The following is a 23,793-nucleotide window of genomic DNA, read 5'->3' as shown; positions in this document are numbered from 1 at the left end:
GCGCATGCCCTCGCCATGCCCTCGCGCATGCAATGTTCCCTCGGTGGCACGCCCCCTCGCTACGCCCCCTCGCTACGGCCTCGGGCATGCCCCCTCGTCGGGCATGCCCCCTCGCTACGGCCTCGGCGGCAGCTTCGGGCGGCGCAGGTCCGGCACGTCCGTGTAGCCGGGCGGCACCGCGGCCGGGTCCTGCTCCAGCAGTTCCAGCGCCAGGTGCACGGCGTCGTCCAGCTGGGCGTGCCGTCCCTCCGCCCAGTCGAGCGGGGTGCGCAGGATCGCGAGGTCCGGTTCCACCCCGTGGTTCTCCACCGACCAGCCGTACTCCGGGAACCACGCCGCGTTCATCGGCACCGTGATCACCGTGCCGTCGCCGAGGGTGTGCCGGCCGGTCATGCCGACCACCCCGCCCCAGGTGCGCTGGCCCACGACCGGGCCCAGGCCCAGCAGTTTGAAGGCCGCGGTGATCATGTCCCCGTCCGATGAGGTCGCCTCGTCGGCGAGCGCCACGATCGGACCGCGGGGCGCGTTGGAGGCGTACGAGACGGGCTGGGCATTGCGCGTCAGGTCCCAGCCGAGGATCGAGCGGGTCAGCTTCTCCACCACCAGCTCGCTGATGTGCCCGCCCGCGTTGCCGCGTACGTCCACGATCAGCGCGGGCCGTGACATTTCCATCCGCAGGTCGCGGTTGAACTGCGCCCAGCCCGAGCCGCCCATGTCGGGGATGTGCAGGTAGCCGCAGCGGCCGCCGCTGATCTCCCGGACCACGGCCCGCCGTTTGGACACCCAGTCCTGGTAGCGCAGCGGCCGCTCGTCGATCAGCGGCACGATCGCTACCCGGCGGGCCGGGCCCTCGCCCTCGGCGGGCTGGAAGGTGAGCTCCACGGTCGTTCCGCCCGCCGCCGACAGCAGCGGGTAGGGGCCGGTCACCGGGTCCACCGGGCGCCCGTCGACATGGGTGAGCACCGCGCCCTCCCGGATGCCGGTGCCGGCCAGCGGGGAGCGGGCCTTGGAGTCCGAGGACTCGCCGGGCAGGATCCGGCTGACCACCCACGCCCCGTCCCGGGGAACGAGGTTGGCGCCGAGCAGCCCGATCGCCCGCTGGTAGTGCGGGGGGCCTTCGTTGCGGCGGGCGGGGGAGACGTAAGCGTGCGAGGTGCCCAGCTCGCCGAGGACTTCGCGCATCAGGTCGGCGAACTCGTCGGGGGACGCGACCCGTTCGACCAGGGAGCGGTACTGGCGCAGTACCCCGTCCCAGTCGATGCCGCACATCTTCGGTTCCCAGAAGTAGGCGCGGATGATCCGCCCGGCCTCCTCGTAGGCCTGGCGCCACTCGGCCGCCGGGTCCACCTCGTGCAGGATGCGCCGCAGGTCCAGGTAGACGGTCGAGTCGCTGTCGCCCGACTCGGTGGCCGGGACGGCGCGCAGGTCGCCGTCGTCGTTGATCACGAGTCGGGTGCCGTCGCCGCTGACGGCGAACCAGTCCAGTCCCGAGGCCAGTTCCGTCTTGCGGGCCTTGGTGAGGTCGAAGTGCTCCAGCGTCGGCTTGCCGCTGATGTCGGCCGGGTTGGCGAAGGTCTCGCCGAGCGCACCCGAGATCGGCCAGCGCAGCCACACCAGCCCGCCGCCGTGCACCGGGTACAGGGCCGAGTACTTCGACGCCGACACCGGGAAGGGCGTGACCCGGCTCTCCAGCCCCTCCACCTCCACCATCACCGCGCCGTCTCCGGAATCGCCCGAGTCCCCTTCGCCCGGGTCGAGTCCGCCCGCCGCGGGCCGGCCCTCGGCGGACAGCGCGAAGGGGGAGGGGGTCGCCGAGGACAGCGGAACCAGGTACGGGCGGCAGCCCAGCGGGAAGGACAGGTCACCGGTGTGCACGTCGTACACCGGGTCGAAGCCGCGCCACGACAGGAAGGCGAGGTAGCGCCCGTCCCGCGTGAAGACCGGACTCTCGTCCTCGAAGCGGCCGTTGGTGACGTCGATGACCGTGCGCGCGCCGGGTCCGGCGATCCGGGCCATCTTGATCTGCCGCAGCGACCGCCCGATGCCCGGGTGTGACCAGGTCAGCCAGCATCCGTCGGGTGAGAACGCCAGGTCGGTGACGGGCCCGTTGATGGACCGGATCAGCTCGGTGACCTCCCCGGTGGACTCCTCGGTCGCGTCGAGCAGCAGCAGCCGCCCGTCGTTGGACGCGATGGCGAGCCGTTCCCCGTCCGGGTCGGACAGCAGCTCCAGTACGCGCCCCAGCTCGCCCGAGGCCAGCCGGCGCGGCTCCCGCTCCCCGGACGCCCGCGGCAGGTAGGCGATCTCGATCGCGTCCTCGCCCTCGGCGTCGGTGACGTAGGCGACCTGCCCGCCGCTGCCGAGCATCTCGGGCAGCCGCACCCGTACGCCCGGGGTGTCGGCGATGGTCCGGGCGGGGCCGTCGCGGTGGGTCAGCCAGTACAGGCTGCCGCGCACCACGACCGCGCTGGCCCGCCCGGTGGCGTCCACGGACAGCGAGTCGACGTGGCTGGCGGCCGGTACCTGGTACGTACGCCGGCCGGCGCGCGGCCCGCCGAGCCGGACCTCCAGCTTGCGCGGGACGGCGTCGGGGGCCAGAGAGTCCACCAGCCAGATGTCCCCGGCGCACTGGTAGACGATCCGGGAGCCGTCGCTGGAGGCGTGCCGGGCGTAGAACTCCTCGTGGTCGGTGTGCCGGCGCAGGTCGGTGCCGTCGGGCAGGCAGGAGTAGAGGTTGCCGATGCCCTCGTGGTCGGAGAGGAAGGCGATACGGCCGCCGACGAACATCGGGGAGTCGAGGTGGCCCTCGATGTCCTCCAGCAGCCGCTGCCCGTGCAGCCACAGCCGGCCGGTGGCGCCGCCGCGGTAGCGCTTCCATGCGGCGGGCTCGTGCGGGGGCTTGCCGGTCAGCAGCAGGGTGCGCCGCTCGCCCGAGTCGTCGGGGTGGACCTGGATGTCGGAGACCGGCCCCCAGGGCAGGCGCCCGCCGGGGCTGCCGTCGGTGGGCAGGCTGTAGGCCCAGGCGAAGTAGGAGAAGGGCTGGCCGTGCGAGGAGACGGCCAGGATGTCGCTGCGGCCGTCCTCGTCGGGCGGGGTCCAGCCGCAGACGCGGGTGTCGGTGGCGCCCCAGTAGCTCAGCTGGCGGGCCGGCCCGCCGTCGACGGGGACCAGGTGGATCTCGGGGTCGAGGCTCCGCCAGGTGGTGAAGGCGATGTGCCGGCCGTCGGGGGAGAAGCGCGGATGGCTGACCCTGGTCCGGTCGACGGTGAGCCGCCAGGCCCGGCCGACCGGATCTCCAGGGGGAACCAAGGGCGCCACCCAAAGATCGTCCTCGGTGGCGAAACACAGCAGGTCGTCGTGCAGGTGCGGGAAGCGGAGGTACGCGACGTCGTGACTCACCCCCCAATGCTTTCCGCGCCAGGAGGGCCTGGCAACTCGTACACGTGATCCATGCCACTGCTCGATGCGAAACGGAACGGTTTCGTTTCGATGGGAGCGGGGGTATCGTCGTATGCGTACGGAACACTTTCGTTTCGATAAGAGGCGTGTTCGGACGTTCGGACGGAGGCACGGAGATGACCGAGGCGATGGCGCCGCGGCGCAGCCGGATCACCCCCGAACGGGAGGCCGAACTCCACGGGGCGGTCCTCGACCTGCTCCGCGAAGTGGGCTACGAGGCGCTGACCATGGACGCGGTCGCCGCCCGCACCAAGTCCAGCAAGGCCACCCTCTACCGCCAGTGGGGGAGCAAGCCGGAGCTGGTCGCCAAGGCCCTGCGATGTACCCAGCCCGTCTCGCTGCGGGAGATCGACACGGGCAGCCTGCGCGCGGACTTCGCGCGCATGGTGGAGCACTCGGACGACGCGCAGATGGCCAAGGACACCGCGCTGATGCGGGGTCTGGCCCATGCGGTCCACGAGAGCCCGGAGCTCCACAAGGCACTGCGGGACCTGCTGGTCGACCCGGAGATCAACGGCCTGCAGGTGATGCTCCAGCGCGCGGTGGACCGGGGGGAGATCCGCCCGGACTGTCCGGCACTGGACTTCGTACCGCACATGCTCATCGGGGCGTTCATCGCGCTCCCGCTGATCGAGGACCGTCCGGTCGACCGGGCCTTCCTCGGTGACTTCATCGACGCCGTGGTCTTCCCCGCCCTCGGCGTCTGACTCTCCTCCTCCTTCCCGTCCCCGCTGCTTTCCCGCTGTTCCTGACACGCCGCTCTCGTCGTCGGGCCGGCTCTCCATGCCCAGATCCGGCTTCCGGATCCATCCCACGACCCGAACGGGAGAACCACCGACGTGGCCACCTTCCTCTACCGTCTCGGCCGGGGCGCCTTCCGGCGCCGCGGCCTTGTCGCCCTCATCTGGGTGGCGCTGCTGTTCGCCGCCGGTTTCGGCGCGGCATCGGCGTCCGCACCCACCTCAGGTTCCTTCTCGATACCCGGCACGGAGGCCCAGAAGGCCTTCGACGTGCTCGACAAGAAGTTCCCGGGGATGGCCGCCGACGGCGCCACCGCCCGGATCGTCATCAAGGCCCCGGCGGGCGCCAAGGTCACCGACCCGGGCACCAAGACCGAGGTCGAGAAGATCGTCGAGGGCCTGAAGTACGGCCCGGGCAAGGACCAGATCTCCTCGGTCGCCGACCCGTACCAGAGCCAGGCCGTGAGCCAGGACGGCTCCACCGCCTACATCAGCGCCAAGTACAAGGTCAGCGGCATGGAGCTGACCGACGCGACCCGCGACGCGCTCAAGGAGTCCGGAAAGGACGCCCAGGCGCACGGGCTCACCGTCGAGATCGGCGGTGACGCGCTGATGGCGGCCCCCGAGACCGGCTCCGGCGAGATCATCGGCATCCTGATCGCCGCGATCGTCCTCGTCATCACCTTCGGCTCGCTGATCGCCGCCGGGCTGCCGCTGCTGACCGCGCTGATCGGCGTGGGCATCGGCGTCTCCTCCATCACCGCGCTGGCCAACGTGCTGGACCTCGGCAACACCACGGCCACCCTCGCGACGATGATCGGCCTCGCGGTCGGCATCGACTACGCCCTGTTCATCGTCTCCCGCTACCGCGCGGAGCTCGCCGAGGGCCGCGAGCGCGACGAGGCCGCCGGACGGGCCGCCGGAACCGCCGGCTCCGCCGTCGTCTTCGCCGGTCTGACCGTGGTCATCGCCCTCGTGGGCCTGGCCGTCGTCAACATCCCGATGCTGACCAAGATGGGCTTCGCGGCCGCGGGCACCGTGGTCATCGCCGTGCTCGTCGCGCTGACCCTGGTCCCGGCCATCCTCGGCTTCGCGGGCAAGAAGGTCCTGCCCGCCGGCGAGAAGAGCAAGCTGTTCGGCAAGGGCAAGGGCAAGGGCAAGGCGGCCGGGAACGAGAAGAAGGCCAACGGCGGCACCCGCTGGGCCCGCTTCGTCCTGCGCCGTCCGGTCATGGTCCTGCTGGCCGGCGTGATCGGCCTCGGCGTCATCGCCGTCCCGGCGAGCAAGCTGGAGATGGGCCTGCCGGACGACGGCGCCCAGCCGGTCTCCACCACGCAGCGCCAGGCGTACGACCTGCTGTCCGACGGCTTCGGCCCCGGCTTCAACGGCCCGCTGATGGTGGTCGTGGACGGCGACAAGGCACTCGCCGACCAGACGGTCGACCGGATCAAGGGCCTGGAGGGCGTGGCCGCGGTTACCCCGCCGACCCCCAACCAGGGCGGCGACGCCTCGGTGATCACCGTCATCCCGAAGGACCGCCCGTCCTCCACGCAGACGGAGGACCTGGTCCACACGATCCGCGACGGCAGCGGGGACGACGTCCTCGTCACCGGCGCCACCGCGATGAACATCGACTTCTCGCAGAAGATGAACGACGCGCTGCTGCCCTACCTGGCGCTCGTCGTCGGCCTCGCCTTCCTGCTGCTGATGCTGGTGTTCCGCTCGGTCCTGGTCCCGCTCAAGGCGGCCCTCGGCTTCCTGCTCTCGGTGGTCGCCGCCCTCGGCGCCGTCGTCGCGGTCTTCCAGTGGGGCTGGCTCGGTTCCCTCTTCGGCGTGGAGCAGACCGGCCCGATCATGTCGATGATGCCGATCTTCATGGTGGGCGTGGTCTTCGGCCTGGCCATGGACTACGAGGTCTTCCTCGTCACCCGGATGCGCGAGGCGTACGTACACGGCGAGCGTCCGGGCCAGGCCGTGGTGACCGGCTTCCAGTACAGCGCGCGGGTGGTCGTGGCAGCCGCCGTCATCATGATCGCGGTGTTCGCGGGCTTCATCGGAGCCAGTGAGCAGATGGTCAAGATGATCGGCTTCGGCCTGGCCGTCGCCGTCTTCTTCGACGCCTTCGTGGTCCGGATGGCCATCGTCCCCGCCGTGCTCGCACTGCTCGGGCACAAGGCCTGGTGGCTGCCGCGCTGGCTGGACCGGCTGCTGCCGAACGTGGACGTGGAGGGCGAGAGCCTGCGCAAGCACCTCGCGGACTCGGCGGACGGTCCCGACAAGGACCGCGAGCTGGTCAGCGCCTGACCCCGTACCGGCATACGCCGAGGCCCCGTTCCGCCCGACCGCCAGGGCGGGACGGGGCCTCGGCGCACCTCCCGGCGGCAGCCGGGGCAGGGCGTTGCGCCTAACGGGTGGCGGGGGCGTACGTACGGCGCAGGAAACGGCGCAGCCCGGCGATGTCGAACTGGACCACGGCCACGCCCTCGGGGGAGTGGAACTCGACGACCGCCTGGACGCGGCCGCAGGGCCAGATGCGTACGTCCCCGGTCCCGCTCGGCGCCTGGAGCCCGGCCTCCAGCAGGGCGCGGGGGAAGACCCACTCGTTGTCGGTGCCCTCGGGGGACAGGTCCGCCGGGAAGACGATCCGTACGGCCAGCGGTTCCGCGGGGACGAATCGCAGGACGACCGGGATCGCCCGGTAGAGCGGCTCATCGGTGATCACGCGGGCCCTGACGCGCTCCTCGACGAGCGGGACGGTCGCCGTGGCGGTCGCGGCGGCTGGATTCTCGGCGGTCGCTGACATCGACAAGACTCCTCGCATCGGAGCGTTGTGGAATCGGCACATATGCACCTTTTGTCGTCCAGCCTCGCACATTCCGGCGAAAGTGCGAGGGGGTATTTGTGACCGAGACGCTGTTGCCAACCATTTGCAAGAGGGCGCTATTCTTGAACGGTTAAAGCCTGTGTGAGAAGCGGAGCCACTCCATGCACGTGCCCGACGGATTCATCAACGCCCCCGTGTCGGTGGCCGCCGGAGTGGCGGCCGCCGCCGCTGTGGCCGTCAGCCTCCGCGGCGCCCGCCGTGAGCTCGACGAACGGACCGCGCCGCTCGCCGGACTCGTCGCCGCTTTCATCTTCGCCGTGCAGATGCTGAACTTCCCCGTCGCCGCCGGCACCAGCGGACACCTGCTGGGCGGGGCGCTCGCCGCGATACTCGTCGGCCCGTACACGGGCGTGCTGTGCGTGTCCGTCGTCCTGCTCATGCAGGGCATCCTCTTCGCCGACGGCGGGCTGACCGCCCTCGGCGTGAACATCACCGTCATGGGCGTCGTCACCGTCGTCGTCTCCTACGCGGTCTTCCGCGGGCTGCTAAAGGTGCTGCCCCGCACCCGCCGCTCCGTGACCGTCGCCGCCTTCGCCGGCGCCCTGCTCTCGGTGCCCGGTGCGGCGACCGCCTTCACCGCGATCTACGCGATCGGCGGCACCACCGACGTGTCCATCGGCAAGGTGTTCACCGCCATGGTCGGCGTGCACGTGCTCATCGGCATCGGCGAGGCCGCCATCACCGCCGCGACCGTCGGCGCCGTGATCGCCGTGCGGCCCGACCTCGTGCACGGGGCGCGCGGGCTGACCACGCGGCTGAAGCTGCGCGTGGGCGGCGCACTCGTCGACGCCCCGGCCGCCGCCCCCGTCCCCGTCGCGCCGCGCTCCACCACGAAGGTGTGGGCCACCGGCCTGGTCACCGCCCTCGTCCTCGCCGGGTTCGTCTCCTTCTACGCCTCCGCCAGCCCCGACGGCCTGGAGAAGGTCGCCGCCGACAAGGGCATCGACGCCAAGGTCGAGGAGCACGCCGCCAAGGACTCCCCGCTCGCCGACTACGCCGTCAAGGACGTCGCCGACGCCCGCCTCTCCGGCGGCCTCGCGGGCGCCCTCGGCGTCGGGGCGACCGTCGCCGCCGGCACCGGCGTCTTCTGGGTCGTACGCCGCCGCAGCACCGCCGAGCAGGCCGCGGCCGAGCCGTCGGCGGTCTGAGATGGGAGCGGGCCACGCCCACCGGCTCTACCGGCACGGGCACTCACCGGTGCACGCGCTGCCGCCGCACTGCAAGCTCGCCGCGACCTTCGCGTTCGTGGTCGTCGTCGTGTCCACGCCGCGCGAGGCGGTGTGGGCCTTCGGGCTGTACGCCGTCCTGCTCGCCGGGGTCGCGGCCGCGGCCCGGGTACCGGCCGGCTTCCTGCTGCGGCGGCTGCTGATCGAGATCCCGTTCGTGGCGTTCGCGGTGCTGATGCCGTTCGTGGCCGAGGGCGAGCGGGTGGACGTACTGGGCCTGTCGCTCAGCGTCTCGGGACTGTGGGGCGCCTGGAACGTCCTGGCCAAGGGCACGCTCGGGGTGGCCGCGTCCGTACTGCTCGCCTCGACGACGGAGCTGCGGGCGCTGCTGCTGGGTCTGCAGCGGCTGAAGCTGCCGCCGCTGCTGGTGCAGATCGCCTCGTTCATGATCCGGTACGGCGACGTGGTGACCGGCGAACTGCGGCGGATGTCCATCGCCCGGCGCTCGCGCGGCTTCGAGGCGCGGGGGGTCCGGCACTGGGGGGTGCTGGCCAAGACGGCGGGCGCGCTGTTCATCCGTTCCTACGAGCGCGGCGAGCGGGTCTACCTGGCGATGGTCAGCCGCGGCTACGCCGGTTCGATGCCGGTGATCGACGAGGTGGTGGCCACACGCGGGCAATGGGCGTACGCGGCCGCCCTCCCGGTGACGGCGCTCGCCGTCTGTCTGATGGGATGGACCCTGTGACCGACCCCGTGACCATGACCCCCGCGCCCTCGCTGGAAGTGACCGGCCTCGCGTACGCCTACCCCGACGGGCACCAGGCCCTCTTCGGGGTCGACCTGACCGTCGCGCAGGGCGAGCGGGTGGCCCTGCTCGGCCCGAACGGCGCCGGCAAGACCACCCTCGTGCTGCACCTCAACGGCATCCTGAGCGGCGGGGTCGGCACCGTGACCGTGGCCGGGCTGCCGGTGGACAAGCGCCACCTCGCCGAGATCCGGCGCCGGGTCGGGATCGTCTTCCAGGACCCCGACGACCAGCTGTTCATGCCGACCGTCCGCGAGGACGTGGCCTTCGGCCCGGCCGCGGCCGGCCTGCGCGGCGCCGAGCTGGAGGAACGGGTCCGGGAGGCGCTGGAGCAGGTCGGGATGGCCGAATTCGCCGACCGTCCCCCGCACCACCTGTCCTTCGGGCAGCGCCGCCGGGTCGCGGTGGCGACCGTCCTGGCCATGCGGCCCGAGATCCTGGTCCTGGACGAGCCCTCGTCCAACCTGGACCCGGCCTCGCGGCGCGAGCTCGCCGACATCCTGCGCTCGCTGGACGTCACGGTCCTGATGGTGACCCACGACCTGCCGTACGCCCTGGAGCTGTGCCCGCGCTCGGTCATCCTGAGCGAGGGCGCGATCGCGGCCGACGGCCGCACCCAGGACCTCCTGTGCGACGAGCCCCTCATGCGGGCACACCGCCTCGAGCTGCCCTTCGGCTTCGATCCCCGTTCGGTACCGGTGGCATAAGCACCGGTCGCCGGTTGTTGGACTGCGCGTGGACATCCAGGGTGTGGTGACGGAGGGCTACGAGCCCGTCAGAGACGCGTTCGTACGCAACTTCGAGGTGCTCGGCGACAGGGGCGCGGCGGTGGCCGTGTACCGGGACGGGCGCAAGGTCGTCGATCTCTGGGGCGGCACCAAGGACGCGAACGGCACGGAGCCGTGGACCGAGGACACCGCGCAGATCGTCCGCTCCGCGACCAAGGGCGTGGCCGCCGCCGTACCGCTGCTGCTGCACCAGGGCGGACTGCTCGACCTGGACGCGCCCGTGGCCTCGTACTGGCCGGAGTTCAAGGCGGGCGGCAAGGAGAAGACCCTGGTCCGCGACCTGCTCGCGCACCGCGCGGGAGTCCCGGCCCTGGACCGGGGACTGTCCGTGGCCGAGGCTGCGGACGGGGTCTCCGGGCCGGGCGCGGTCGCCGCGCAGCGGGCCTTCTGGGAGCCCGGCACCGAGCACGGGTACCACGCGCAGACCTTCAGCTGGCTGGTGTCCGAGCTGGTGCTGCGGGCGACCGGCCGCACGGTGGGAGGCATCCTGGCCGAGGAGATCGCGGAGCCGCTCGGCCTCGACTTCTGGATAGGCCTGCCGGAGGCGGAGGCCCACCGCGTGGGCCGGGTGGCCCCGGTCGACCCGCCGGAGAGCGCGGGTCTGCTCAGGACCCGGCCGAGGCGCAACGTCTCCGAGGCCTACGCCGACCCGGACTCCCTCACCCGCCGTGCCTTCGCGGCCATCGACCCCGTGCCGGACGAGAACGACCCCGCCTACCAGGCGGCCGAGCTGCCGGGCTCGGCGGGCATCGGCACGGCCCGCGCCCTGGCCCGCTTCTACGGGGCCACCATCGGCGTGGTGGAGGACGGCGCGCGGATCTTCACACCGGCCACCACGGCGCTGGCCGCGCGGGAGTTCTCGGCCGGGCCCGACCGGGTGCTGGTCGTGAACACCCGCTTCGGACCCGGCTACATGCTGCACGGCCCGGCCTCGCCGCTGCTGTCCCCCGCCTCCTTCGGCCACCCGGGCCGTGGCGGCTCACTGGCGTTCGCGGACCCGGAGTCGGGCATCGGCTTCGGCTACGTCACCAACGCCCACGCCAAGTCGGTCACGGCCGACCCGCGTGCGCAGGCCCTGGTGCGGGCCCTGCGGTCGGCCCTGTCAGCTCTCTGAGGCCCGCTCGCGCACGTCGGTGAGCACCGCCCCCGCGTACCGCACGAGCTCCCCGGGGGCCATCGGGAACACGGTGGTCGGCGTGCCGGCCGCCGCCCAGACCTCGGCGTGGGCCAGTAGGGACCGGTCGGCCAGCACCCGTGTGCGCGTGCGGTGGCCGAAGGGCGGGACCCCGCCGATGGCGTATCCGGTGGTCTCCCGGACCAGGGCGGCGTCGGCGCGCGTCACCTTTCCGGCGCCGAGTTCGCGGCGTACGGCGTCCACGTCCACCCGGGAGGCCCCGTCCATGAGGACCAGCACCGGGACCCCGTCCGCCGAGAAGATCAGCGACTTGACGATCTGGCTGAGCTCGCAGCCGATCGCGGCGGCCGCGTCGGCGGCCGTACGGGTCCCCTCGGGGAAGGTCCGGACGGTGAGGTCGAGGCCCAGCCCGGCAAGGGCCTCGGCGAACAGCGGGTGCGTGGTCGTCGTCATGCGGGGACGCTAGCCTGCGCGGGGCGGCGGGTCGAGGCGTTTCCGCCCCGCCCGTCCCGGGCCGGCCGGACCAGGCGCCGCCCCCGCCCTCCCGGGCCGGCCGGGACCGGGATGCGCCGCCCGTCGCGCCCGTCCGTCCGTCCCGAGTCGGCCGGGTCCGGGGAGGGCGCGCGGACCGGCTCCCGCCCCGCCGTGCCGTGCGACGGGCCCTGTTCTAGCCCGCGTTCAGCACTTCGGCGACGATCGGGCCCGCCGCGTCGGCGCCGTGGCCACCGCCCTCGACCATGGCCGCCGCGGCCACGTCGCCGCTGAAGCCGGTGAACCAGCTGTCCGGGCTGCCCGAGCCGCCGACCTCCGCCGAGCCCGTCTTCGCACCCTTGTCCGAGCCGCCGACCGTGGACATCACCTTCTGGGCCGTGCCGCTCGTCGCCGTCAGCCGCATCATCGAGACCAGCTGCTGATGCACCGCGGGCTTCATCCGGCGCTGCGCCGTCACGATCGTCCGGCCGTCGAGGTCCGGCGAGACCAGCAGCGGCTGGTGGAACACGCCGGTGCGGGCGGTCGCGGTGATGGACGCGACGTTCAGCGGGTTCATCGTGATCCTGCCCTGCCCGATGTACGCGGCGGCCGCCTCCGCGCCCGTCGCCACCGGGACCTTGCCGTCGGTGGACTTGACGCCCGTCTGCCAGTTCAGCCCGATGCCGAAGACCTCCGTGGCCTCCTTCGCCAGGGCGCCGTCGTCGTCGACCTCCTTGATCTGCTTGATGAAGGCGGTGTTGCAGGACTTGGCGAAGCTGGTCGCGAAGCTCGTGCCGGCGGGCAGCGCGAAGTTGTCCAGGTTGTGGAAGGAACGGCCGCCCGAGGACACGTCCTTCGGGCACTCCGCCGGCTTGTCGGCCGCTACCTTGCCGCGGTCCATCAGCATCTCGGACGTCACGATCTTCATCGTCGAGCCGGGCGCCCGGTTGCCCGTCAGTGCCGCGTCGTAGCCGTCCTTGCGGTGGTTGGCGACGGCCAGGATGTGCCCGTTGCTCGGCTTGACGGCGACCACCGACGCCTCGGGGAACCTGCCGACCGCCTGCTCGGCCGCCGCCTGCACCCTCGCGTCCAGGTACGTCTTGATGGTGCTCGGCTCGCCTTCGACCAGGGTCAGCAGGGTCCGCTTGGGCGTGTCCGCCGTGGCGGGTTCGATCCAGACCTCGGCGCCGGCCTTGCCGCCCGCCTTGCTGCCGTACGTGTCGCGCAGCTGGTCGAGTACCGGCCGCAGCGAGGGGTACTTCTCCGCCGTCAGCTCCTCACCGTTGCGGTCCACGGCCTTGACCGGCGGGTTCGCCGGGGCGCCCGCACGCAGCTTCTCGTCCCGCTGGAGCTGTGGGTGGATCACCGAGGCCTGCCAGTCGACCAGGGGCTTCCCGCTGGTCAGGCCGCGCACCACGGTCAGCTGGGACTCGTAGGCGAGGGGCTTGGTCGTGCCCTCGTACGTGATCTCCGCGGCGACCGCGAAGGGCACCGTGTCGCCCTTCGGCGTACCGGGCGTGATCACGGCCTTGGACACGTGCGCCTTGGCCCTGTAGTCCGCCACCGCGGTCCGCGCGGCCTGCTCGTTGTTCGTCAGGGCGGCGGCCGCCTGCGCGTCCCCCGCCGCCCACGCCGCCAGGAAGGCCTTGGCGGTCGCCGCCGTCTCCTTCTCGGTGACGGGCCCGCTGCCCTTCTCCGGCTGCACGGAGGCCTCGGCCTTCCCACTGCTCTTGCCATCACCGTCGCCGGCGTCCCCGACCAGGGTGTACACCCCGTATCCGGCGCCACCGACCATCGCGAGGAATACCCCGCCGACGATGGCGCCCTTCGCTACCCCGTTCACGTGCTTCTCCTTCAGAGTCCCCGTTCTCTGAACATGTTCAAAGAACCTCTGGGGCGGACCTTACGCTCCGCGAGCGGACGGTTCGCCGCTTGTTACCGGACCGGAACATCGATGGCCGAAAAGGTGGGTGGCCCGGCAGGGGCCGTGAAGCATGTCCGTTCCCGGAGCTGGGGGTTGGCCCTTTGCCGCCCGCTGAAGGGCGATGTGCGACGCTCAGAACGCGGCGCGCAGGAAGCAGCAGCGGCTGATCGCCCGGCTCGGCCGGCCGGGCCGCTGACCTGTCGTGGCGCAGGCGGTCCCGGCCACGGGCCGCCGACGTGACAAACGCGACGGCCCCGACGCCCGTGAGCGTCGGGGCCGTCGTTCTCGCTGCTAGACCCAGGTGTCCAGCCACATCCGGCCCCGCCACGAGTCCATCGGCAGGGTCTGGCCCGTGTAGACGGGCCAGAAATAGATGAAGTTCCACACGATCAGCAGGACCAGCACCCCCGCACCGATCGCGCCCAGCGTCCGCCGTCTCTCGGTCGAGCCCGCCGGACCCAGCAGCGCGCCGATCATCATCGCCACCGCCAGACACAGGTACGGGACGAAGACCACCGCGTAGAAGAAGAAGATGGTCCGCTCCTGGTAGTTGAACCAGGGCAGCAGGCCCGCGCCCAGCGCGCACGCGATCGCGCCCGCCCGCCAGTCGCGGCGGAAGAACCACCGCCACAGCACGTACAGCAGCGCGAAGCAGCCCGCCCACCACAGCAGCGGCGTGCCCAGGGCCAGCACCTCGCGGGCGCACTTGCCCGCCTCCGTCGCCGGGCAGCCGTCGGTGCCGGGCTCGGGGGACTCGTAGAAGTACGACACGGGCCGGCCCAGGACCAGCCAGCTCCACGGGTTCGACTCGTAGGTGTGCCCCGACGTCAGACCGACGTGGAACTTGTACACCTCGGTCTCGTAGTGCCACAGGCTGCGCAGCCACTCCGGCAGGAACGACAGCGCGCTGCCCTGGTCGTTCTTCGCCGCCCAGTCGCGCAGGTAGCCGCCCTTGCCGTTGTCGGGGCTGAAGATCCAGCCCGACCAGGAGGCCAGGTACGTCACGACCGCGACCGGGACCGTCGACACGAAGGCGGGCAGCGCGTCGCGGCGCAGCATCGCCGCGTACGGGGCGCCCGCGCCCGCGGTGCGCCGCGCGGCCGCGTCCCACAGCACCGTCAGGACGCCGAAGAAGGCCAGCACGACGAAGCCGTTCCACTTCGTGCCCGCGGCCAGGCCCAGGCAGACCCCGGCCAGGATCCGGTACGGGCGCCAGCCCAGCCGAAGGGTCTCGGCGATCCGCATGTCGGGCCGGGTCCGGCCCTCCCCGTCCACCGGGAGCGCGTCCGCGAGTCTGGCCCGGGCCTTGTCCCGGTCGATGAGCAGCGCCCCGAAGGCGGCGAGCACGAAGAACATCAGCACCAGGTCGAGCAGCGCGGTGCGGCTCATCACGAGGTGCAGGCCGTCCACCGCGAGCAGCGCCCCCGCCAGGCAGCCCAGGAACGTCGAGCGGAAGAGGCGCCGCCCGATCCGGCACAGCATCAGCACCGAGAGGGTGCCGAGCACGGCGGTCATGAACCGCCAGCCGAAGGGGGTGAAGCCGAACATCCACTCGCCGAGCCCGATGACCCACTTGCCGACGGGCGGGTGCACGACGTAGCCCGGGTCCAGCGGGAGGCTGACCCCGTCCGGGTTGGCGAGGATCGACTTGTCGATGTCCTTGGGCCAGCTCGCCTCGTAGCCCTGCTTGATCGTGGCCCAGGCGTCCTTGGCGTAGTACGTCTCGTCGAATATCACCGCCTTGGGGCTGCCCAGGTGCACGAACCGCAGCACCCCGGCGACGAGCGCCACCAGCAGCGGCCCCGCCCACGCCAGGATGCGCTGCCACGTGCCCCACACCTGCTGCGGCAGGCCGAAGGTCATCCACAGCTGCACGGAGGGCTGGGCGTACGGGGGCACCAGGCGGGTGCGGACGTCCGCGCGCCACGACGCCGCGCCGCGCGGCGCGTAGCCGAAGGCGCGCAGGCGGCGCAGCCAGGTGGGCGGCTCTTCCTCCTGTCCCGCCGACGGGGCGGGAGGGGCCCCCGCGGAGCTGGGCGGAGGCGTCGCGGTCTTGGTCACCGGGCCATCGTAGGGAAAGGATCTGTGAGTGCCCCAGTGGCGGGGAGGGTCGGGTCGCGGGACTGAGAGGATGGACGGGTGACAACTGACCAGCCCCGCGGTACCGAGCCCACCTCTCCGGCAGGCGTCCTCGTCCTCGCCGGTACCCCGATCGGCGACCTCGCGGACGCCCCGCCGCGGCTCGCGGCCGAGCTGGAGCGGGCCGACGTGATCGCCGCCGAGGACACGCGGCGGCTGCGACGGCTGACGCAGGGGCTCGGCGTGCACACCACCGGGCGCGTCCTGTCGTACTTCGAGGGCAACGAGTCGGCACGCACCCCGGAGCTGGTCGAGGCCCTGGCCGGCGGGGCGCGGGTGCTGCTGGTGACCGACGCCGGGATGCCCTCGGTCTCCGACCCCGGCTACCGGCTGGTCGCCGCCGCCGTGGAGAAGGACATCAAGGTCACCGCCGTACCCGGGCCCTCCGCGGTACTCACCGCGCTGGCCATGTCCGGGCTTCCCGTGGACCGGTTCTGCTTCGAGGGGTTCCTGCCGCGCAAGGCGGGCGAGCGCCTCGGCCGGCTGCGCGAGGTCGAGGGCGAGCGCCGCACGCTCGTCTACTTCGAGGCCCCGCACCGGCTCGACGACACGCTGGCCGCGATGGCCGAGGTCTTCGGCGCCGAGCGGCGCGCCGCCGTGTGCCGCGAGCTGACCAAGACCTACGAGGAGGTCAAGCGCGGCGGACTCGGCGAGCTGGCCGCCTGGGCAGCCGAAGGCGTCCGCGGCGAGATCACCGTCGTCGTCGAGGGTGCCCCGGCGGCCGCCCCCGGAGACGTGGACGACGAGGAGCTGGTGCGCAGGGTACGGGTGCGCGAGGAGGCGGGGGAGCGGCGCAAGGAGGCCATCGCCGCGGTCGCCGCCGAGGCCGGGGTACCCAAGCGCGAGGTGTTCGACGCGGTCGTCGCGGCAAAGAATGCGGCACAAAAGGTGCCGTAAGTCGGTAAAGAGCTAACCTGAAAAGCAAAGCTCAGACCGCGCACCGGGCGCTTTGGGCATGAGTCGCCCAAAGGCCGTCCAACACTAGACAGGGCCTGATGCGCTCCCGCCCGAAGAGGCGTCCACTGGCAATGGCACCAGTGGAACAAGAGGAGCTGGCATGAGTGAGATCGCTGACACCCCCGTACCCGTCTCCGTCGTACCCGTCCAGGCCGGCGTGCAGACCGTGCACGAGGCGTACTCCTTCGCCTGCATGAGGTGCGGGTACGGCTGGGAGCAGGCGTACGCGATAGAACACCACGTCGACGGCACGGGTCAGCCGTTCATCATGTACACGGTCAAGGGGGAGCGGGTGCCCTCCCCGCTGTCCAACCCGACCTGCCTGAACTGCGGCGGACACGTCGTCCGCATCATGCGCGCGGGCCAGGTCTCCTCGGTGCTCGGCACGATCGACCAGCTCTACCACCACCGCATCGCGCCCGGGATCGCCGGGCCCGTCCCGGCGGGCGCGAACGTCCCCCGGGCCCCGAAGCCGCACAAGGCGTCCCGGCACCATGACGCCCCCGGACCCGTCGCCATCGACGAGTCCGAGAAGCGCGGAGGCCCGATCTCCCGTCTGCTGGCGCTCTTCCGCCGGTCATAAGATCGGCCGTATGAGCTCTTCCTCTGCTTCGAAGGACGCACCCCCGCCGCTGCCCGCACCCCTCCGGGTGGCGGTGGCGGACTCGCACACCCACCTGGACATGCAGTCCGGCACCGTGGAGGAGGGCCTCGCGAAGGCCGCCTCGGTGGGCGTGACGACGGTCGTCCAGGTGGGCTGCGACGTGAAGGGCTCCCGGTGGGCCGCCGAGACGGCCGCCGCGTACGAGAACGTCCACGCGGCCGTGGCCCTTCACCCGAACGAAGCCCCCCGGATCGTCCACGGAGACCCCGACGGCTGGTCGAGGCAGGGCGCCCGGACCGGCGGCGGCGAGGCCGCGCTGGACGACGCACTCGCCGAGATCGAGGCGCTGGCGGCACTGGACCACGTGAAGGCAGTCGGCGAGACGGGGCTGGACTACTTCCGTACCGGCCCGGAGGGGATGGCCGCGCAGGAGCGTTCCTTCCGCGCCCACATCGAGATCGCCAAGCGGCAGGGCAAGGCCCTCGTCATCCACGACCGCGAGGCGCACGCCGACGTGCTGCGCGTGCTGCGCGAGGAGGGCGCGCCCGAGCGCACCGTCTTCCACTGCTACTCCGGGGACGCCGAGATGGCCCGCGAGTGCGCCGCCGCCGGGTACTACATGTCCTTCGCCGGGACCGTCACCTTCAAGAACGCGGCGCCGCTGCGCGAGGCCCTGGCCGTGGCGCCGCTGGAGCTGGTCCTCGTCGAGACGGACGCGCCGTACCTGACGCCGGCTCCGTACCGCGGCCGGCCCAACGCGCCGTATCTCATCCCGCTGACGGTACGGGCGATGGCGGCGGTCCGCGGCCTCGACGAGGACGCGATGGCCACCGCGCTGGCCGCCAACACGGCGCGCGCCTTCGCCTACTGAGCCCCGCGCGGCTCGACACCCTGTGTAGTCATACAACTTTGGAGCGTGACGAATCCTCCGCTATGGTGCCGTGCCCGAACCATGAGGGTCCGGACCAGTGGAGCGAGCTTCGTGAGCGATACACAGGGCAGTCACCGCCGCGGCGGTCCCGTCCCGGGGGCGTACGAGGCCGAGCCCGTGGCCTGGCGGGCCGGAGCGGTGGACCCGGAGCCTGCGGCCTGGCCGGGCGGTGCGGTGGATCCGGAGTCCGTGGCCTGGGCGGTGGGAGCCGGCGCTCCGGAGCCGGTCGCCTGGCCGGGCGGTGTGGTGGATCCGGAGTCCGGGGGCTGGCCGGCGGGAGCCGGGGGTACGGAGCCAGCGGTCCCCGCGCCGCGCGGCGGCGACCGGGGGGCGGCCCGCCGCCCCGCCGGCGGTCGCACGGCCCCGCCCCCACCGGCCCCCGCCGCGCCCTCGGCCGCGTGGCCGGATACCGGGGGCCCGGACGCCGAGTGGCCCGACGCGACCCCCACACCCGGCCCGGGCCGCCGAGGGGCCCACGCCGCCTCGGCACCGGCCGTCCCGGCGGCCGCGTGGACGGCATCGGCCGTCCCGGCGGCCGCGTGGTCCGACACCGAAGCGCAAGGCAGTCGGTGGCCCGAGGCGGAGCCCGCGCCCGGCCCGGGCCGCCGGGGGGTCCACGCCGGTTCGGCATCGGCCGTTCCGGCGGCCGCGTGGTCCGACACCGAAGCGCAAGGCAGTCGGTGGCCCGAGGCGGAGCCCGCGCCCGGCCCGGGCCGGCGCCGGGCGCCGGGGCCGCCGCCCGGCGCCGATGCCGGCCCGGCGGGCTGGGGCCCGCCGGGCCTCGCCGCCCAGCCGGCCGCCCGGCCCGATGCGGGGGCTCCGGCCGGCCAGTGGCCGGACGCGGCCCCTGCGCCCGGCCCGGGCCGGCGCCGGGCCCCGGGGCCGCCGCCCGGCGCCGACGCCGCGGGCGCCGCGGGCGGCGCGGGCGGCGCGGGCGGCTCCGGCCGCCGGGCCCGTGGCCGTACCGCCACCGCCGAGCCCCCGGCAGGCACCGGCCGGCGCCGGGCGGCGGACCCCGGAGCCGGGAGCGCCGGGCCCGTGGCCGTACCGGCACCGCCGGGCCCCCGGCAGGGGCCAGGGCGCCGCTCCCGCAGCCGGGCCGCGGCGCCCGCCGTACCCACCCCCGCCGCCCCGGGAGGGTCCTGGCGGCGGATCGTGCCCCAGGCGCTGGTCGTCGCCGTCCTCGCCGGCGGCACCACCGCCTTCGTCGCCGCCGACAAGTCGGTACTCCTCACCGTGGACGGCGTCCCCCGCAACCTCCACACCTTCGCCGGTGACATCGGCGAACTGCTGGCCGCCGAAGGCCTCGGCGTCGGACCGCACGACCTCGTCGCCCCCGCCCCCGGCGCACCCCTCGACGACGGCGAGCAGGTCGTCGTCCGCTACGGCCGCCCCCTGCGCCTCACCCTCGACGGACAGCGGCGCCAGGTGTGGACCACCGCCCGCACCGTCGAGGAGGCACTGCGCCAGTTCGGCATCCGCGCAGAGGGCGCCTACCTCTCCGCCCCCCGCACCGCCCCCGTCCCCCGCGCCGGCCTGACCCTCAGCGTCCGCACCGAACGCAGCGTCACCTTCATGGCCGACGGCCGTGAACGCACCATCCGCACCAACGCCGCCACCGTCGAGGAGGCCCTCGACCAGGCCGGCATCACGCTGCACGGCCAGGACACCACCTCCGTGCCCCCCACCGACTTCCCGCGCGACGGCCAGACCGTCACCGTGCTGCGCATCACCGGCACCCGCGAGGTCCGCGAGGAACGCATCCCGTACGCCACGGAGAAGACCGAGGACGACACCCTCTTCTCCGGAACCGAGGTGGTCGAGCGGGTCGGCCGCCCCGGGGCGCGCAGGGTCACGTACAGCCTGCGCACCGTCAACGGGGTCCGGCAAAAGCCCCGCCGCATCGCGGAGGAGACCGTCCGCGAGCCCGTCCCCCAGCTCGTCAAGGTCGGCACGAAGCCCCTGCCGACCTCCGTCTCCGGCGCCGACGGCCTCAACTGGGCCGCCCTCGCCCGGTGCGAGTCCGGCGGCCGCCCGTCCGCCACCGACCCCTCGGGCACGTACGGCGGGCTCTACCAGTTCGACGTCCACACCTGGCACGCCCTCGGCGGCAGCGGCCGCCCCCAGGACGCCTCGGGCGCCGAGCAGACGTACCGGGCGAAGAAGCTCTACGTGCAGCGGGGGGCGAGTCCGTGGCCGCACTGCGGCCGTAGGCTTAGCCGGTGAGCACCGCAGAGCAGCAGCCCAACGAGAACCCTTCTGACGCCCTCCTCGGCCCCGCCGACATCCGGGAGCTGGCCGCCGCCCTCGGCGTACGCCCGACGAAGCAGAAGGGCCAGAACTTCGTCATCGACGCCAACACGGTGCGCCGGATCGTGCGCACCGCCGAGGTGCGGCCGGACGACGTGGTCGTCGAGGTCGGCCCGGGGCTGGGCTCGCTGACGCTCGCGCTGCTGGAGGCCGCCGACCGGGTCACCGCCGTCGAGATCGACGACATCCTGGCGGCCGCGCTGCCCGGGACCATCGAGGCCCGGATGCCCGGGCGCAAGGACCGCTTCGCGCTGGTCCACTCCGACGCCATGCTGGTCACCGAGCTCCCCGGGCCGGCGCCGACCGCGCTCGTCGCGAACCTGCCGTACAACGTGGCCGTGCCCGTCCTGCTCACCATGCTCGACCGCTTTCCGAGCATCGAGCGGACCCTGGTGATGGTGCAGGCCGAGGTCGCCGACCGGCTCGCCGCCGAGCCGGGCAACAAGGTGTACGGGGTCCCCTCCGTCAAGGCCAACTGGTACGCGCACGTCAAGCGCGCCGGATCCATCGGCCGCAAGGTCTTCTGGCCGGCGCCGAACGTCGACTCCGGCCTCGTCTCGCTGGTGCGGCGCGCCGAGCCGATCAAGACCACCGCGACCAAGGCCGAGGTCTTCGCGGTCGTGGACGCGGCCTTCGCGCAGCGCCGCAAGACCCTGCGCGCCGCGCTGGCCGGCTGGGCCGGCTCGGCGGCCGGAGCCGAGGCCGCGCTCGTCGCCGCGGGGGTCTCGCCGCAGGCGCGCGGGGAGTCGCTGACGGTGGAGGAGTTCGCCGCGATCGCCGAGAACAAGCCCGCGGCGGAGAGGCCCGCGCTGTGAGTTCCCGTACGAGCGTGACCGTACGCGTCCCCGCGAAGGTCAACGTGCAGCTGGCGGTGGGCGCGGCCCGCCCCGACGGATTTCACGGCCTGGCGAACGTGTTCCTCGCCGTCTCCCTCTTCGACGAGGTGACGGCGACGGCGGCCGGCGGACTGACCGTGACCTGCGCGGGCCCCGACGCCGGCCAGGTCCCCCTGGACCGCACCAACCTCGCCGCGCGCGCCGCCGAGATCCTGGCGGCCCGGGCCGGCGTCGAACCCGCCGTCCACCTCCACATCGCGAAGAACATCCCCGTCGCGGGCGGCATGGCGGGCGGCAGCGCGGACGGGGCGGCGGCCCTGCTGGCCTGCGACACCCTGTGGGGCCTTGGTACCCCGCAGGCCGAACTGCTCGACATCTGCGCGGAGCTGGGCAGCGACGTCCCCTTCAGCCTCGTCGGCGGCGGCGCGCTCGGCACCGGGCGCGGCGAGCTGCTGACCCCGGTGGACGCGGGGGCGTTCCACTGGGTGTTCGCGGTGGCGGACGGTGGTCTGTCCACGCCGGCCGTGTTCCGCGAGTTCGACCGACTCACCGCCGGTACGAGGATCCCCGAGCCGGAGGCCTCGCCGGCCCTGCTCGCGGCTCTGGCGTCGGGCGATCCGGACGCGCTGGCCCCCGTACTGGCGAACGATCTCCAGCAGGCGGCCCTGTCGCTGCGACCGCAGCTGGCCGGGACGCTGGCCGCGGGGACGGATGCCGGGGCGCTGGCCGCGCTGGTCTCCGGATCGGGTCCGACGACGGCCTTCCTGGTCCGCGACCCGGAAACCGCCGCGAAGGTGGCTGCGGCCCTCGAAGCCTCGGGCACCTGCCGGGCCACCCGCGTGGCGTCGAGCCCGGCCCCCGGAGCCACTGTCCTCCCGTCCTGACCCGACCTCCCCGGGGCTCCGCCCCGCGTCCCCTGCGGCACCGCTGCCGGGGGCCGGCCCCCGGAGCCCCGCGCCTCAAGCGCCGGCGGGGCTGAATGTGCCCGGTGGCTCCGCCCGTACCCCGCGTGTCAAGCGCCGGCGGGGCTGGAAGACCGGGCTCCGCCCCAGACCCCGCGCCTCAAACGCCGGCGGGGCTGGATTTGGCTGGTGCCGCCTGTCGCCTGCCGGCGTGGGCTGGATTGCCCGCAGGGCAATTTCAGCCCCGCCGGCGCTTGAGGCGCGGGTCTGGGGCGGAGCCCCAGCAGACGGCCCGCACCCGTGCCCCGTACCTAGGCGGGAGTTGAGTATCCGCGCCCTGTCGGGAGACCGCCGCCGGCGGCGATCGTAGGGCCATGACAGTCAGCGCAAGCGACATGGCCGCCGCCACCCCCGCCACGCGGGACCGGTACGTCGACCTCCTGCGGGCCGCGTCCCTCGCCACCGTCATCGCCGGGCACTGGCTGATGGCCGCCGTCAGCGGCGACGGCATAGGGAACCTGCTCGCCCTCGTGCCCCCGCTCCAGGTGCTCACCTGGGGGCTCCAGGTCATGCCCGTCTTCTTCTTCGTCGGCGGGTTCTCGCACGCCCTGTCCTACCGCTCCCTGGCCCGCCGGACCGACCAGTCCGTCTACGCCGCCTTCCTGCGGGCACGGCTCCAGCGGCTGTTGCGGCCGACCCTCGTCTTCGTCCTCGTCTGGGCCGCGGCGGCGCTCGCCGTCCAGCTCGCAGGCCGCGGCGCCGGCGGGCTGAGCGGGGCCGCGCTGCGGGTGGTCACGCAGCCGCTCTGGTTCATCGGGATCTACCTCGCGATGGTCGCCTTCACCCCGCCGCTGCTGAAACTGCACGAGCGGTGGGGCTGGGGGGCCTTCGCAGGGCTTCTCGCCGCCGCCGCGCTCGTCGACGTCCTGCGCTTCGCGCTCGGCGTCCCCTACGTCGAGTTCCTGAACTTCGCCTTCGTCTGGCTCGCCGTCCACCAGCTCGGCTTCCTGCGCGCCGACGGGCGGATCCGCTTCCCCGCCGCCCTGGCCGCCGCCGGGCTCGCCGCGGCCGCGGCGTTGGTCGCGTACGGCCCGTACCCGCTGTCCATGGTCGGGATGCCGGGCGAGAAGGTCTCCAACATGGCGCCGCCGACCCTCGCGCTGCTCGCGCACGCCATGTGGCTCGTGGGCGCCGTCCAGCTCCTGGCCCGCCCCGCCACCGCCTGGCTCGCCCGCCCCCGCGTCTGGCGCGGTGTCGTCGCAGCCAACGGGATCGCCATGACCGCCTTCCTCTGGCACCTAACCGCCATGCTCGCCGTGTACGCCGCGCAGCTCGCCCTCGGGATCGAGCTGCCCGTACCGGGATCCGCCGCCTGGTGGGCGCAGGTACCGGTCAGGCTGTCGGCGGCCGCCGCGCTGACCGGCGTGCTCGTCGCCCTCTTCCGGCGCTTCGAGGCCCCGGCCCCGGTCCCGGCTCCGGCCGCGGGCCGCAGCCCCAGCACCGCCGGCCCCGGCAACGGCCCCCGCGCCGCCGCCGGCATCACCCTCTGCCTGCTCGGCGTCCTCGCACTGTCCATGACCGGCCTCGGGGGCCTGCTCGACGGTCACACCGCCACCCTCATCGCCGTCCCGGTCACCGCGCCCGCCGCGATCGTCATGGCACTGGGCGGCTGGCTCCTGGTGGAACGGTCGGCGTCCTCCCGGAGCGTTAGGCTGAGGGGCTGATCCATAAACCCTTACCTG

General features: G+C 73.3%; 17 protein-coding genes and 1 pseudogene. 13 read left to right on the top strand and 5 right to left on the bottom strand.

Annotated elements, in window-relative coordinates; genetic code table 11:
* Positions 1–114: 114 nt before the first annotated feature.
* Positions 115–3,399, bottom strand: a complete 3,285-nt coding sequence (locus AB0D48_RS19920) for a S41 family peptidase (RefSeq protein ID WP_362398140.1) — start codon at positions 3,397–3,399, stop codon at positions 115–117.
* Between the two features lie 176 nt (positions 3,400–3,575).
* Here AB0D48_RS19920 and AB0D48_RS19915 point away from each other — a divergent pair, with 176 nt between their 5' ends.
* Positions 3,576–4,166, top strand: a complete 591-nt coding sequence (locus tag AB0D48_RS19915) for a TetR/AcrR family transcriptional regulator (RefSeq protein ID WP_362398234.1) — start codon at positions 3,576–3,578, stop codon at positions 4,164–4,166.
* A gap of 132 nt (positions 4,167–4,298) precedes the next feature.
* Positions 4,299–6,503: an MMPL family transporter gene (locus AB0D48_RS19910; protein WP_362398137.1), complete on the top strand. Its 2,205-nt coding sequence runs from the start codon at positions 4,299–4,301 to the stop codon at positions 6,501–6,503.
* 100 nt (positions 6,504–6,603) lie between these two features.
* Here AB0D48_RS19910 and AB0D48_RS19905 read toward each other — a convergent pair whose 3' ends face one another.
* Positions 6,604–7,002, bottom strand: coding sequence for an SsgA family sporulation/cell division regulator (locus AB0D48_RS19905; RefSeq protein ID WP_362398134.1), 399 nt, complete (start codon positions 7,000–7,002; stop codon positions 6,604–6,606).
* A gap of 182 nt (positions 7,003–7,184) precedes the next feature.
* Here AB0D48_RS19905 and AB0D48_RS19900 point away from each other — a divergent pair, with 182 nt between their 5' ends.
* The 4 genes from AB0D48_RS19900 to AB0D48_RS19885 are packed head-to-tail and all read left to right on the top strand — an operon-like array spanning position 7,185 to position 10,956.
* Positions 7,185–8,231, top strand: coding sequence for an energy-coupling factor ABC transporter permease (locus AB0D48_RS19900; RefSeq protein WP_362398131.1), 1,047 nt, complete (start codon positions 7,185–7,187; stop codon positions 8,229–8,231).
* A 1-nt stretch (position 8,232) separates the two neighbouring features.
* Positions 8,233–8,994, top strand: a complete 762-nt coding sequence (gene cbiQ, locus AB0D48_RS19895) for a cobalt ECF transporter T component CbiQ (RefSeq protein WP_362398128.1) — start codon at positions 8,233–8,235, stop codon at positions 8,992–8,994.
* A gap of 14 nt (positions 8,995–9,008) precedes the next feature.
* Positions 9,009–9,761: an ABC transporter ATP-binding protein gene (locus AB0D48_RS19890; RefSeq protein WP_362398231.1), complete on the top strand. Its 753-nt coding sequence runs from the start codon at positions 9,009–9,011 to the stop codon at positions 9,759–9,761.
* Between the two features lie 28 nt (positions 9,762–9,789).
* Positions 9,790–10,956 carry a serine hydrolase domain-containing protein gene (locus AB0D48_RS19885; RefSeq protein WP_362398125.1) on the top strand — a complete coding sequence of 389 codons (1,167 nt, stop codon included), beginning with the start codon at positions 9,790–9,792 and terminating at the stop codon, positions 10,954–10,956.
* Here AB0D48_RS19885 and AB0D48_RS19880 read toward each other — a convergent pair.
* The 3 genes from AB0D48_RS19880 to AB0D48_RS19870 all read right to left on the bottom strand — a co-directional run bounded on the left by AB0D48_RS19880 (position 10,945) and on the right by AB0D48_RS19870 (position 15,433).
* Complete coding sequence (locus tag AB0D48_RS19880; RefSeq protein WP_362398123.1) at positions 10,945–11,430, bottom strand: YbaK/EbsC family protein; 486 nt, start codon at positions 11,428–11,430, stop codon at positions 10,945–10,947. The two genes, AB0D48_RS19885 and AB0D48_RS19880, sit on opposite strands and share 12 nt — an antisense overlap.
* A 214-nt stretch (positions 11,431–11,644) precedes the next feature.
* Entirely contained in the window at positions 11,645–13,291 is a 1,647-nt protein-coding gene (locus AB0D48_RS19875; protein WP_362398120.1) for a penicillin-binding transpeptidase domain-containing protein, read from the bottom strand.
* Between the two features lie 372 nt (positions 13,292–13,663).
* Positions 13,664–15,433: a phospholipid carrier-dependent glycosyltransferase gene (locus AB0D48_RS19870; RefSeq protein WP_362398117.1), complete on the bottom strand. Its 1,770-nt coding sequence runs from the start codon at positions 15,431–15,433 to the stop codon at positions 13,664–13,666.
* 78 nt (positions 15,434–15,511) lie between these two features.
* Here AB0D48_RS19870 and rsmI point away from each other — a divergent pair, with 78 nt between their 5' ends.
* From rsmI to AB0D48_RS19835, 7 genes and pseudogenes are all read left to right on the top strand, one after another.
* A complete protein-coding gene (rsmI, locus tag AB0D48_RS19865) occupies positions 15,512–16,408 on the top strand; it encodes a 16S rRNA (cytidine(1402)-2'-O)-methyltransferase (RefSeq protein WP_362398114.1) in 897 nt (298 codons plus the stop codon).
* Positions 16,409–16,661: 253 nt separating this feature from the next.
* Entirely contained in the window at positions 16,662–17,051 is a 390-nt protein-coding gene (locus AB0D48_RS19860) for a hypothetical protein (protein WP_362398228.1), read from the top strand.
* Between the two features lie 10 nt (positions 17,052–17,061).
* Entirely contained in the window at positions 17,062–17,943 is an 882-nt protein-coding gene (locus AB0D48_RS19855) for a TatD family hydrolase (protein ID WP_362398111.1), read from the top strand.
* A 1,206-nt stretch (positions 17,944–19,149) separates the two neighbouring features.
* A pseudogene (locus tag AB0D48_RS19850) lies at positions 19,150–20,229 on the top strand (ubiquitin-like domain-containing protein); the annotation flags it as partial.
* The gene (gene rsmA, locus AB0D48_RS19845; protein ID WP_362398107.1) at positions 20,226–21,128 is read left to right on the top strand and encodes a 16S rRNA (adenine(1518)-N(6)/adenine(1519)-N(6))-dimethyltransferase RsmA; all 903 of its coding nucleotides are present in this window, start codon (positions 20,226–20,228) and stop codon (positions 21,126–21,128) included. The pseudogene AB0D48_RS19850 and the gene rsmA, both read left to right, overlap by 4 nt.
* Positions 21,125–22,033, top strand: a complete 909-nt coding sequence (locus AB0D48_RS19840; RefSeq protein ID WP_362398104.1) for a 4-(cytidine 5'-diphospho)-2-C-methyl-D-erythritol kinase — start codon at positions 21,125–21,127, stop codon at positions 22,031–22,033. The genes rsmA and AB0D48_RS19840 overlap by 4 nt, the downstream gene beginning before the upstream one ends.
* 392 nt (positions 22,034–22,425) lie before the next feature.
* A complete protein-coding gene (locus tag AB0D48_RS19835) occupies positions 22,426–23,775 on the top strand; it encodes an acyltransferase (protein WP_362398101.1) in 1,350 nt (449 codons plus the stop codon).
* Positions 23,776–23,793 lie beyond the last annotated feature (18 nt).

The sequence above is a fragment of the Streptomyces sp. NPDC048269 genome, assembly GCF_040652395.1.
Classification (GTDB): domain Bacteria; phylum Actinomycetota; class Actinomycetes; order Streptomycetales; family Streptomycetaceae; genus Streptomyces.
This window is presented reverse-complemented; position numbering and strand designations above follow the sequence as displayed.